The following is an 11,842-nucleotide window of genomic DNA, read 5'->3' as shown; positions in this document are numbered from 1 at the left end:
CGCATGAGCGACTCACTGGAACTCAGCCTGGACGGCGTGGAACGCCGCTCGCTGGCTGACTTCACCGAACAGGCCTACCTCAACTACTCCATGTACGTGATCATGGACCGCGCCCTGCCGCACATCGGCGATGGCCTGAAGCCGGTGCAGCGACGCATCGTCTACGCCATGAGCGAGTTGGGGCTCGATGCCGATGCCAAGCACAAGAAGTCGGCGCGTACCGTCGGTGACGTGCTCGGCAAGTTCCACCCCCACGGCGACTCGGCCTGCTACGAGGCCATGGTGCTGATGGCGCAGCCGTTCAGCTACCGCTATACCCTGGTCGACGGCCAGGGCAACTGGGGTGCGCCGGACGATCCGAAGTCGTTCGCCGCAATGCGTTATACCGAAGCGCGTCTTTCGCGCTACGCCGAAGTGCTGCTCAGCGAAGTCGGCCAGGGCACCGTGGACTGGGTGCCCAACTTCGACGGCACCCTGCAGGAGCCGGCCGTGCTGCCGGCGCGCCTGCCCAACATCCTGCTCAACGGCACCACTGGTATCGCTGTGGGCATGGCCACCGACGTGCCGCCGCACAACCTGCGTGAGGTGGCCACGGCCTGTGTGCGCCTGCTCGACGAACCCAAGGCCACCATCGAGCAGCTGTGCGAGCACATTCAGGGGCCGGACTACCCGACCGAGGCCGAGATCGTCACGCCGCGGGCAGAAATCCTTAAGATGTACGAAAGCGGCCGCGGCTCCATCCGTATGCGCGCCGTGTACCGCGTCGAGGATGGCGACATCGTCGTCACCGCGCTGCCGCACCAGGTCTCCGGGGCCAAGGTGCTGGAGCAGATCGCCGCGCAGATGCAGGCCAAGAAGCTGCCAATGGTCGCCGACCTGCGTGACGAGTCGGACCACGAGAACCCGTGCCGCATCGTCATCATCCCGCGCTCCAACCGCGTGGATGCCGATGAACTGATGCAGCACCTGTTTGCCACCACCGACCTGGAAAGCAGCTATCGGGTCAACGTCAACATCATCGGCCTGGACGGCCGGCCACAGCTGAAGAACCTGCGAGCGCTGCTGCTGGAGTGGCTGGAGTTCCGTACCACTACCGTCCGTCGCCGCCTGCAGCACCGCCTGGACAAGGTGGAGAAGCGCCTGCACCTGTTGGAAGGTTTGCTGACCGCGTTCCTCAACCTGGATGAAGTTATCCACATCATCCGTACCGAGGACCAGCCCAAGCAAGCCCTGATCGCCCGTTTCGACCTGACCGAAATCCAGGCCGACTACATCCTCGAGACCCGCCTGCGGCAGCTGGCGCGCCTGGAAGAGATGAAGATCCGTGGCGAGCAGGACGAGCTGCTGAAAGAGCAGGCCAAACTGCTCGCCCTGCTGGGCAGCGATGCCAAGCTGCGCAAACTGGTACGCAGCGAGCTGATCAAGGATGCCGAAACCTATGGCGACGACCGCCGCTCGCCGATCGTCGAGCGTGCCGAGGCCAAGGCGCTGTCGGAAAACGAACTGATGCCGACCGAGCCGGTCACCGTGGTGCTGTCGGAGAAGGGCTGGGTGCGCTGCGCCAAGGGCCACGACATCGATGCCACCGGCCTGTCGTACAAGGCCGGCGATGGCTTCAAGGCCGCCGCCGCCGGGCGCTCCAACCAGTTTGCCGTGCTCATCGACTCCACTGGCCGCAGCTACTCGCTAGCCGCTCACAGCCTGCCGTCGGCGCGTGGTCAGGGCGAACCGCTGACCGGCCGCCTGACGCCACCACCGGGGGCCACCTTCGAGTGCGTGCTGTTGCCGGACGACGATGCGCTGTACGTGGTGGCTTCGGACGCCGGCTATGGCTTCGTGGTCAAGGGTGAAGACCTGCAGGCCAAGAACAAGGCCGGCAAGGGCTTGCTCAGCCTGCCCAACGGTGCCAAGGTCATGACCCCGCGCCCGGTGGCCAACCGCGAGCAGGACTGGCTGGCGGCGGTGACTACTGAAGGCCGTCTGCTGGTGTTCAAGGTCAGCGACCTGCCTCAGCTGGGCAAAGGCAAGGGCAACAAGATCATCGGGGTGCCGGGCGACCGGGTAGCCAGCCGTGAAGAATTTGTTACCGATTTGGCTGTGATTGCCGATGGCGCGACACTTGTATTGCAAGCCGGCAAGCGTACCCTATCTCTGAAAGCGGACGACCTGGAGCATTACAAGGGCGAGCGCGGAAGGCGCGGCAGCAAGCTGCCACGCGGGTTCCAGCGGGTCGATGGGTTGCAGGTGGAAGTGCCGGCGTAACCGGTTGAAATGTCTGGAACGGCAATTTCAGCGTCGTTCCGGGCAGAAATGCTGGAGTCGGACGGTTATTTCGCGGATGATATGGCCCTTGCGGTGCCGGCGTGGCCGTGTGCCCGTTTGAATCTATGTGTATCACTGCGGTTGGCCTTTTGGCGACCGCCTGGATGGGATGATGAAATTTCTGCGCCTTCCATTTGCGCTGTTGATGACTGGCCTGCTGGGCCTTGGCGGGTGCACCATGCACCAGCCGGTTGCCCTGTACCAGCTCGACAGTGGTGATCCTGGCCAGCCTTCGCAGAGTGCGGGCATGGCCGTGGTGCTCGGCCCGGTATCGGTTGCCGATTACCTGCAACGTGAAACCTTCCTGCAGCGTCAGGCCGATGGCAGCCTGAGTTCGGCGACCGACGGTCGTTGGGCCGGCAGCCTTTCGTCGGATATCGACCAGCTGCTGGTGCGCCAACTCGCCTGGCGCCTGGACAGCCAGCGCGTGGTGCTGGCCCCGGCGGCGACCGGTTTCAACCCCGATGTACAAGTACTGCTGTCGATTACTCGCCTGGACTCGGGCAAGGACCAGCCGGCCGTCCTGGATGCCCAGTGGCGCTTGTTGGACCGCCGTGGCCATGTGCGTGACAACCGCATCGTTCACCTCGAGCAGCCACACGCGGGCAGCGAAGCGTCGCAGGTACAGGCCCAGGGCCAGTTGCTGCAGAAGCTGGCCGAACAGCTGAGCACTGCGGTCAAGCCGCTGGCCAACCAGCCGGCGATTGCCGAAGAGTCGCCAAAAAAGCCGGCTGCTCCGGTGCAGGTGAAAAAGACGCCGGAGAAATCCAAGATCCCGATGGCTGCGCCGATTCGAACCGATATGGAAGTCTACCGGTTCTGATCCAACGGCCAGATACGAAAAAGCCCGCAACGATGCGGGCTTTTTCGTATCTGCTGTAAACCATACCCCACTGATTTTGCCGGGGCGTGTGGGAGCAGGGATGCCCTAATGTCGGCCAGTTAAGCAAATTGGGGCCGCTTTGCGACCCTTCGCTGGCTTGCCCGCTCCCACAGGTTTAGCGCGAGGCCCAGAAAATTCGCGGTTCCTGTGGGAGCCGGCATGCCCTAATGTCGGTCAGTTAAGCAAATTGGGGCCGCTTTGCGGCCCTTCGCGGGCTTGCCCGCTCCCAGGTTTAGCGCGAGGCCCAGAAAATGCGCGGTTCCTGTGGGAGCGGGCGTGCCCGCGAACACCGGCGTAGCCGGTGCCATACACCGCGGGCTTAATTCGCGGGCTTGCCCGCTCCCACAGGGGGCTGTATCAGGCCCGGCGTTCGTGCATCCGCGCCAACTGCCGCTCCAGCATCGACGGGTAGGGCTCCATCAGGCGCTCCACGCAGCAGGCGCCCTCAGGGCTGGCAATCGGGCGAATGCGGGCGCGCTGGCGAATCAGCGTGTCATCGCTGATCTGCCGCTCCACCAGCAACAGGTTGCGGCTGTGCTGCGACAGCGCCAGAGCGTCCTGGGCCTTTTCGGCCATCAGCAGGTCTACCAGCTCCAGCCCTTGCAGGTCGTTGCCCAGGGCCAGGCCCAGTTGCAGCTGCAGGGTGATGCCGCTGTCCGCCACCTCGATCTGCAGGGCATGGCCCAGGGCGCGCAACAGCTCGCCGCAGCAGATGGCGTTGGTCAGGTAGTCCTCGCCGCAGTCGCGGCTGTGGAACAGCACCAGGGTACTTCCGTCGTTGAGCGTGTGGGTTTCGCCCTCGTAGAGCGAGGCGGCGTGCTCCAGGCAATCGCGGTAGCGCTCGGTCAGTTCGGTCAGGCGCGTGCGCGGCAGGCGACGCAGCTGCTCCTGCGAACCCAGTTGCACGGCAAGCACGGCGCTGTACTGCGGCTCGTCGGATTCGACCACGGCGGCCTTGGGCGCGCTTTCGTCATCCAGCAGGCCGGCGAAGGCTTCATCGTCATCCTCGTCCGCCTGGGCGGCAAGCTTGGTGCGCGGCGCAGCCTTGGCTGCCGGGGCGGCGTCGTGCAGGTCGTCGAACTGCTCGTCGTCCTCTTCTTCGGGCTCCGGCTCAGGTGGCGGCGGCGGGGCCAGGCGCGCGTGCAGCTGGCGGGCGATGTCGCCGATCTCGTCCTGTCGGTCGGTGGCCGGGGTATAGGGTTGCGGGTCGCGCAGCCACACCCGCAGCTGCAGCAGCGGCAGGGTGATGAAGCGGCCCTGGCGCAGGCTCAGGGTCAGTGCCAGTACCAGCAGGATGGCGGCAAGGATGCCCATGCTCTGCAGGCTGATCAGCATCGGCTGCTGGAACTGGCTCATGTCCAGGCTGATACGCAGTTGCCCGGCGGTCACGTCCTGGAAGGTGATCTTGGTCTGGTACAGGCCTTCGGCCTCGCCCAGCAGGCTATTGCGCGGGCGCTGGCCGGCCTCGGCGAGGATACGGTTGTCCACGCTGTAGATCGCCGCATGGGCCACCAGCGGGTTTTTCACCAGGTTGCCGAGCAGCACGTTGAGGCTGAGGATGTCGTTGGCCACCAGCAGCTCGGTCGCCGAGGTGGCGGTCTGGGTGGTCAGGCTCTGGCCCAGGGCATCGGCCTGCTCGTGCATGGCCTGCTTGAACTGCAGGCCCATCACGCAGGCGTAGATCACCAACGCCAGCGCCACCAGGAAAATGTTGGTGCAGGCGATGCGCAGTGCCAGCGGCACGCGACGTTGACTCAGGGCGCGATAGATCATCAGGAAGAAGTTGTCTGCTTTGACGGGCGTGGGCCGGTTCACTGAGCTCGGCTCTTAATGGCATGAAAGTGTGGGGCAGTATAGCGAGCCGGGTTTTGTCGGCAAAGTATCGTTGGCGCCCGACGGTCACGGAAAATCGGTAGAATGCGCATTTTTCATCGAAGTCGGAGCCAGGTTGTGCGCGAAATCGTCCTGATCAACATCACCGGTGAGGACCGTCCCGGTCTCACTGCGGCTATCACCGGCGTCCTGCTGCAGGGCGGTGTGAGCATCCTCGACATTGGCCTGGCAGTCATGCACGGTACCTTGTCGTTCGGCATCCTGGTCGATATCCCGGACAACGAAGTGGCCACCTCCCTGCTGCAGAGCGTGCAGGCCAAGGCCCACGAACTGAACCTGCAGGCCCGCTACACGCCGATTTCCGAGGCGGACTACCAGCACTGGGCCGATGGCCACGGCGAGGCGCGCCACATCGTCACCTTGCTCAGCCGCAAGATCACCCCCGAGCAGCTGCAGCGGGTGAGTGCGGTGATCAGCCAGTACGGCCTGACCATCGAGCGCATCGAGCGCCTGTCGGCCCGTGTGGCGCTGGATGCCGAGACCGACAAGGGCAAGGCGGCCATCGAGATTTCCGTGCGCGGCGTGCCGAGCGATGCCCAGGCGCTGCGTGCCGACTTCTTCGCCTTGGCTGAAGAGCTGAGCATCGACATCGCCTTCCAGAAGGACGACCTGTTCCGCCGCAACCGCCGCCTGGCGGTGTTCGACATGGACTCGACGCTGATCGAAGCCGAAGTCATCGACGAACTGGCCAAGGCCGCTGGCGTGGGTGAGCAGGTAGCCGCGATCACCGAGCGCGCGATGCGTGGCGAGCTGGACTTCCGCGCCAGCTTCAAGGAGCGCATGGCGCTGCTCAAGGGCCTGGATGTGGGCGTGCTGGACGAGATCGGTGCGTCGCTGCGCCTGACCGAGGGTGCCGAGAACCTGTTTGCCGAGCTCAAGCGCCTGGGTTACAAGACGGCGATCCTGTCCGGTGGCTTCACTTACTTTGCCCGCCAGGTGCAGGCGCGCCTGGGCATCGACTATGTGTTCGCCAACGAGCTGGAAGTGGTCGATGGCAAGGTGACCGGCGTGGCTGTGGAGCCGATCGTCGATGCCCAGCGCAAGGCCGAGCTGCTGCAGAAGCTGGCCAGCGAAGAAGGCTTGCAGCTGGAGCAGACCATTGCCGTGGGTGATGGTGCCAACGACCTGCCGATGCTGTCGCTGGCCGGCCTGGGCGTGGCGTTCCGCGCCAAGCCGCTGGTGCGCCAGTCGGCCAAGCAGGCGATTTCTACCCTGGGGCTGGATGGGGTGTTGTATCTGCTGGGCCTGCGGGACCGCGACGCGCGCGGCTGATCTGCAAATTTGGGGCTGCTTCGCAGCCCTTCGCGGGCACGCCCGCTCCCACAGAGAGAGCCGCGCTTACCCTGTGGGAGCGGGCGTGCCCGCGAAGGGCCGCACAGCGGCCCCAATAAAAAGGCCCTGCAGTGCAGGGCCTTTTCATACTGCTCGAATCAAGCCTGCACAGGCACCGCCAACTGCTGGCCCATGCGCACCGCGGAACCAGCACCCAGGGTCTCCGCCCACTTCACCTGCTCCGGCCCGAACAGCACGATAGCAGTCGACCCAAGCTTGAAACGGCCCAGTTCGGCGCCTTTCTCCAGGTGGATCGGCGCGCGGCTGGCTTCGTCGTAGCGGAAGGTCTTCAGTTCACGCTTGGGTGGCGTCACCAGCCCGGCCCACACGGTTTCGATCGAAGCGACGATCATCGCGCCAACCAGCACCACGGCCATCGGCCCGCGCTCGGTATCGAACAGGCAGACCACACGCTCGTTGCGGGCGAACAGCTCGGGGACGTTCTCTGCGGTGGTCTGGTTGACCGAGAACAGGCGGCCCGGCACGTAGACCATTTCACGCAGGGTACCGGCCAGCGGCATGTGCACGCGGTGGTAATCCTTGGGCGACAGGTAGATGGTGGCGAACTCGCCGCCCATGAACGGCGCGGCCATGGCCGGGTCACCGCCCAGCAGCTCCTGCGCGCTGAAACCGTGGCCCTTGGCCTGGAAGATGCGGCCGTGCTCGATCGGGCCAAGCTGGCTGACGGCACCGTCGGCCGGGCACAGGATGGCGCCCGGGGTCTCGTCCAGCGGGCGGGCACCCGGCTTCAGGGCGCGGGTGAAGAATGCATTGAAGTGCTCGTAGGCGCTCAGGTCCTCGACCAGCGCTTCGCTCATGTTGACCTGGTAACGCTTGGCGAACCAGGCGGTGAAGGCGTTCTTGAACCAGCGCACGCGGCACTCGGCGATGCAGCCGGCCAGCCGCGACAGCAGGTGGTGCGGCAGCAGGTACTGGCTGATGATGAACAAACGGGATTTCATGCAGGTTCCTTAGACTTCTACAGGCGTGTCCGGGTGGTTGCCCCATTCGCTCCACGAGCCGGCGTAGGCCTTGACGCGCGGGTAGCCGAGGGCCTTGGCCACCAGGTAGGTGAAACCGGAGCGGCGGTGGGTCTGGCAGTGGGTGATCACTTCCTTGTCGGGGGTGATGCCCAGTTTCTGCAGGACTTCGGCGATGTCCTGGCGAATGCGCAGGTGGTCGTTGAGGTCCATGCCGGCGGTCCACTCGAAGTTGATCGCGCCGGGGATGTGGCCGCCCTTGGCTGCCAGCACTTTCTCGCCGCTGAATTCCTGCGGGCCACGGGCGTCCCAGATGACCAGGTCGTCGGCGCCCAGGCGGCTTTGCAGGTACTCGCGGGTGGCGGTGGGCGAACTGTCGATGCGCAGGTGCACCGGCGTGTTGCCGCTGGCGGGCACTTCTGTGGAGAGCTTGTCGGCGGGCCAGGCCTGGATGCCGCCATTGAGGTAGTGGTAACGCTTGTGGCCGATCACGTCGAGCAGCCAGATGAAGCGCCCGGCCCAGCCGCCGCCCTCATCGTCATACACCACATACACGGCATCGTCGCGGTGGCCGAGTTCGCTGAACAGTTTTTCCAGCTCGCCCAGGGCCGGCAGCAGGCCGGGCGCGGGGGGCTGGCCGAGCTGGGTACGCTTGCCTTCGACGAAGCGTGCGCCGGGGATATGCCCGCTGACATAGCGGTTGGCGCTGCTCAGGTCGACCAGGATCAGCTGTGGCGAATCCAGGCGCGGCAGCAGGTCCGCGGCTTCGATCACCAGGGGCAGGCCGGAAAAGTCAGTCATCCACGGTCTCCAGTGTGGAAAGAGGGGCGATTGTAGCGCAAGGCTCAGGCCTTGCGGTTGGCAAACACCGACAGCGCCCGTTCGGTGCACTGTGCGGTCTTGCCGAAGGCTTGCACGCTGATATCGGTCAGCGGCCGGCAGCCCTGGTCAGCCACCATCAGCATCAGCACCTGGTCCGTCACCGCCAGCGAGCGCAGCAGCACGTGCTCGCTGCGGAACAAGGCACGCAGCGGGGCCGGCAGCAGGGCCGAGAACTGGCTGTGGTTTTCCGGGGTGATACGCAATTGCCCGGCCTTGGCCAGCAGCTTTTGCAGCAGTTTGTTCTGCGCCACCGGCAGTACCAGCGCCCCGGCTTCCTTGGGCAGGCCGGCCATCTGCTGCACGCGCAGCTCGTTTTTGACCTTGTCCAGGCTCAGCAGCAGGATCCGCTGCATGCCAGAGGCCAGAAGGGCCTCGATAACCTGCGTGGCCAGGTGCACGCTGTTGGTGAACGGGCTGGGCTGGACCAGAAGGTCCTGGCACAGCTTGCGCCAGCGCGCCAGTTCGTCGCTGGTGGGCGGTGGCGGAGCCAGCATGTCTGGGTGCGGGCGGCGCTGGTGCCAGGGCCAGATCAGCGCTTCGGCCGGGTGGAACAGGGCATGCTGGGCATGGCGGCGGGCGCTGGCCGCAGCCTGCTGGTGCACCTGCTGCTGCACGTCTTCCAGCGAGGTCTGCAGGTACAGTGCGGTCAACAGCTGCCAGCGCAGCAGGTGCGGGTTGTCCCAGCCCACCTGTGCCGCCAGGGCCAGGTTGTTGGCCAGCAGCACGGTGTTGGCCGGCTGGTTGAACCAGCGGCGCAGGCCTGGCTCGGCGTCCAGGCGGTGTTGCTGGCTGAGCAGGTCCGGGTCGCGGGCGATACTGAGCACCTGGGCCAGTTGTTCGCGTTCTTCCAGCAACAGGCGGTAACCCTGGGTCACCCATTGTGGCAGGCGCCAGTACTCCGCCATGGTCTGGCAAAGCTCCATGATGCGCACGCCAAACAGTTCTTCCTCGACATGGGCGGCGTCTTCGCCCTTGTGGATAACCCGCAGCTCCCAGGTATCGAGCAGCTTGGGGTAGGCCAGCGCCAGCGGCCAGAGCGGCGACAGGAACAACAGGCTGCCCCAGTGGATTTCCTGCCACAGCCGTGCCAGGCGGCTGGCGAACAGGCCGCTGGCCTGCTGCGAGGCGTGCTGGCTGATCAGCTGGAACTGGCACAGTACCGGTGGGATTTCTTCGACGGGCACAGCTGGCAGGCGTTTGAGCAGCTGTTCGCTGCGCTCCAGGCCCAGGCGGTTGAGGGCGACTTCCAGGCTTTCGGCAGGCTCTGCCAGGCTGGCATTGGTGGGGTGATTGGCTTCGCGCATCACCGACAGCACCAGTGCCGGGCTATCCTGCATCAGTTCGGCGATATCGCGCAGCGAGCGGCGGTTATCGTGGATGGCGGCCATGACCCGGTCGTAGCTGTGCTTCGGCACGGGGATGCGAACACTCTCGAGCAGCTTTACCCAGGCCTCTAGCGTACGTGGAGCCTGAGCGGGCACCTTGGTTTCAATTGGCATTTTGACATCAGTCCGAACTGGCTTTTCGCATTGAGTGGCTATAGTCTGGCGCAGTTCTGCCGATAAGTAGAAGAAGAGTTTTAAAGCTCCCGTCTCTTCCCCTGACCACGACAGCAAGTGCTTTGAACCTATGGCTAAAATTATCGGCATCATCGTCGTATTCGCGAGCGTGCTCGGCGGATACGTGCTTTCCCACGGCAAGATCGCGGCGCTGATCCAGCCGTTCGAAGTACTGATCATCGGCGGTGCGGCCTTTGGTGCATTCCTGCAGGCCAACCCTGGCCACATGACCATGCACGTCATCAAGAAGTCGATGAAGATGTTCGGCTCGCGCTTCACTCATGCCTTCTACCTGGAAGTGCTGGGCCTGGTGTACGAGATCCTCAACAAGAGCCGGCGCGAAGGCATGATGGCCATCGAGGCCGACATCGAGGATGCCGCCGCCAGCCCGATCTTCGCCAAGTACCCGACGGTGCTGGCCGATGAACGCATGACCGCGTTCGTTTGCGATTACCTGCGCATCATGTCCACCGGCAACATGGCCCCGCACGAACTCGAGGGCCTGTTCGACATGGAGCTGCTGAGCATGAAGGAAGAACTGGAGCACCCGTCCCATGCGGTGACCGGCATCGCCGACGGCATGCCCGGCTTCGGTATCGTTGCGGCGGTACTGGGTATCGTGGTGACCATGGCCTCGCTCGGCGACGGTGACCAGGCCTCCATCGGCCTCCATGTGGGTGCGGCACTGGTGGGTACCTTCTTCGGTATTCTGGCGGCCTACGGCTTCTTCGGCCCGTTGGCCAAGTGCCTGGAACACGATGCCAAGGAAGAGCTGAACCTCTACGAATCGATCAAGGCTTCGCTGGTGGCCTCGGCCTCGGGCATGCCGCCTTCGCTGGCGGTCGAGTTCGGGCGCAAGGTGCTGTACCCCAAGCACCGCCCAAGCTTCGCCGAACTGGAACAAGCGGTTCGCGGTCGCTGAGTCATGGAGAACAATCAGCCCATCATCGTCAAGCGCGTCAAGCGCTTTGGCGGCGGCCACCACGGCGGCGCCTGGAAAATCGCCTTCGCCGACTTCGCCACGGCGATGATGGCGTTCTTCCTGGTGCTGTGGCTGTTGTCCACGGCCACGCCGGAACAGAAGATCGCCATTGCCGGCTACTTCAAGGACCCGATCGGCTTCTCGGAAAGCGGAACGCCCTACGTCATCGACCTGGGCGGCTCGCCTCAGCTGGCGCCGGAAAAGACCATCAACCCCGAAGCCAAGTCGGAGCCGACGCCTGATACCAGCATCCAGCTGGACAAGGACCAGGTGGAGACCATGGCCGAGCAGGTCGAGCGTGAGCGCCTGGAGTTGCTGCTGCAGGAACTGCAGAACAAGGTGGAAGAGAACCCGCAGCTGCAGAAGTTCAAGGACCAGATCCTGTTCGAGATCACCCAGGACGGCCTGCGCATCCAGATCATGGACGCCGAGAACCGGCCGATGTTCGACATTGGCAGCGCGCGCCTGCAGCCGTACTTCGAGGACATCCTGCTGGCCATGGCCGACACCATCAAGGCGGTGCCGAACAAGATCAGCATCAGTGGCCACACCGACGCCAAGCCTTATGCCGGTAGTGGCGAGTTCGGCAACTGGGAACTGTCTGCCAACCGCGCCAACGCCGCGCGCCGTGCACTCGTGGCCGGCGGCTACCCGGATGACCAGGTGGCGCGGGTGGTGGGTTATGCCTCGTCGTCGCTGTTCGATCGCAAGGACCCGTTCAACCCGGTCAACCGCCGCATCGACATCATCGTGCTGACCAAAAAGGCCCAGCGCAATATCGAAGGCGAACAGGGCGCGCCGGAAGCACCGGCTGCCGAGCCTGCGCCGCCGGCCGCTGCGGCACCGGCGGCGCCAGGGGAGGCCGGGCAGGCCCCCATGCAGCCGCGTGAACTGCGCCAGAAGCTGAACATCTTCGAAGAAGGGACGCTGAAGATGGATGAGGCCAAGGACCAGTAAACCCTGCAGGATCGCGCTGTAGCTGAAGCCAGCGCGTACCCTGTGGGAGCGG

9 protein-coding genes are annotated in these 11,842 nt (G+C 64.7%); 5 read left to right on the top strand and 4 right to left on the bottom strand.

Going from position 1 to position 11,842, the window contains the following annotated elements:
* Window positions 1-3 precede the first annotated feature (3 nt).
* A complete protein-coding gene (gene parC, locus B2790_RS01520; protein WP_075046538.1) occupies window positions 4-2,262 on the top strand; it encodes a DNA topoisomerase IV subunit A in 2,259 nt (752 codons plus the stop codon).
* 172 nt (window positions 2,263-2,434) lie between these two features.
* Window positions 2,435-3,145 carry a PqiC family protein gene (locus tag B2790_RS01515; protein ID WP_025340838.1) on the top strand — a complete coding sequence of 237 codons (711 nt, stop codon included), beginning with the start codon at window positions 2,435-2,437 and terminating at the stop codon, window positions 3,143-3,145.
* A 417-nt stretch (window positions 3,146-3,562) separates the two neighbouring features.
* Here the strand turns inward: B2790_RS01515 and B2790_RS01510 are convergent, their stop codons facing one another.
* A complete protein-coding gene (locus B2790_RS01510; RefSeq protein ID WP_286918098.1) occupies window positions 3,563-5,020 on the bottom strand; it encodes an AhpA/YtjB family protein in 1,458 nt (485 codons plus the stop codon).
* A 135-nt stretch (window positions 5,021-5,155) separates the two neighbouring features.
* Here B2790_RS01510 and serB point away from each other — a divergent pair, with 135 nt between their 5' ends.
* Window positions 5,156-6,370, top strand: a complete 1,215-nt coding sequence (gene serB / locus B2790_RS01505; protein WP_025340836.1) for a phosphoserine phosphatase SerB — start codon at window positions 5,156-5,158, stop codon at window positions 6,368-6,370.
* Window positions 6,371-6,528: 158 nt separating this feature from the next.
* Here serB and asd read toward each other — a convergent pair whose 3' ends face one another.
* From asd to B2790_RS01490, 3 genes are read right to left on the bottom strand one after another with little or no spacing between them, the layout of a single operon-like run.
* On the bottom strand, window positions 6,529-7,392 hold the full coding sequence (gene asd, locus B2790_RS01500) for an archaetidylserine decarboxylase (protein WP_108480755.1): 864 nt from the start codon (window positions 7,390-7,392) through the stop codon (window positions 6,529-6,531).
* Window positions 7,393-7,401: 9 nt separating this feature from the next.
* On the bottom strand, window positions 7,402-8,211 hold the full coding sequence (locus B2790_RS01495; RefSeq protein ID WP_025340834.1) for a rhodanese-like domain-containing protein: 810 nt from the start codon (window positions 8,209-8,211) through the stop codon (window positions 7,402-7,404).
* A gap of 44 nt (window positions 8,212-8,255) precedes the next feature.
* Window positions 8,256-9,791: an HDOD domain-containing protein gene (locus tag B2790_RS01490; RefSeq protein ID WP_286918097.1), complete on the bottom strand. Its 1,536-nt coding sequence runs from the start codon at window positions 9,789-9,791 to the stop codon at window positions 8,256-8,258.
* A 130-nt stretch (window positions 9,792-9,921) separates the two neighbouring features.
* On the opposite strand from B2790_RS01490, the gene motA reads away from it, so the two are divergent.
* Together motA and motB are read left to right on the top strand one after the other, a co-directional pair.
* On the top strand, window positions 9,922-10,773 hold the full coding sequence (gene motA / locus B2790_RS01485; protein ID WP_015272014.1) for a flagellar motor stator protein MotA: 852 nt from the start codon (window positions 9,922-9,924) through the stop codon (window positions 10,771-10,773).
* A gap of 3 nt (window positions 10,774-10,776) precedes the next feature.
* Window positions 10,777-11,790 carry a flagellar motor protein MotB gene (gene motB / locus B2790_RS01480; RefSeq protein WP_085587910.1) on the top strand — a complete coding sequence of 338 codons (1,014 nt, stop codon included), beginning with the start codon at window positions 10,777-10,779 and terminating at the stop codon, window positions 11,788-11,790.
* Window positions 11,791-11,842 lie beyond the last annotated feature (52 nt).

Source organism: Pseudomonas sp. UBA6753, assembly GCF_002453565.1.
Lineage (GTDB): Bacteria > Pseudomonadota > Gammaproteobacteria > Pseudomonadales > Pseudomonadaceae > Aquipseudomonas > Aquipseudomonas putida_Z.
The sequence above is the reverse complement of the archived record's forward strand: the minus strand, read 5'-3'. Positions and strand labels throughout refer to the sequence as shown.

Excerpts from the sequence above, each read along its gene's own strand:
- B2790_RS01490 (WP_286918097.1), bottom strand. The coding sequence starts at position 9,791 with ATGCCAATTGAAACCAAGGTGCCCGCTCAGGCTCCACGTACGCTAGAG.
- motB (WP_085587910.1), top strand. The coding sequence starts at position 10,777 with ATGGAGAACAATCAGCCCATCATCGTCAAGCGCGTCAAGCGCTTTGGC.
- B2790_RS01515 (WP_025340838.1), top strand. The coding sequence starts at position 2,435 with ATGAAATTTCTGCGCCTTCCATTTGCGCTGTTGATGACTGGCCTGCTG.
- motA (WP_015272014.1), top strand. The coding sequence starts at position 9,922 with ATGGCTAAAATTATCGGCATCATCGTCGTATTCGCGAGCGTGCTCGGC.
- asd (WP_108480755.1), bottom strand. The coding sequence starts at position 7,392 with ATGAAATCCCGTTTGTTCATCATCAGCCAGTACCTGCTGCCGCACCAC.
- parC (WP_075046538.1), top strand. The coding sequence starts at position 4 with ATGAGCGACTCACTGGAACTCAGCCTGGACGGCGTGGAACGCCGCTCG.
- B2790_RS01495 (WP_025340834.1), bottom strand. The coding sequence starts at position 8,211 with ATGACTGACTTTTCCGGCCTGCCCCTGGTGATCGAAGCCGCGGACCTG.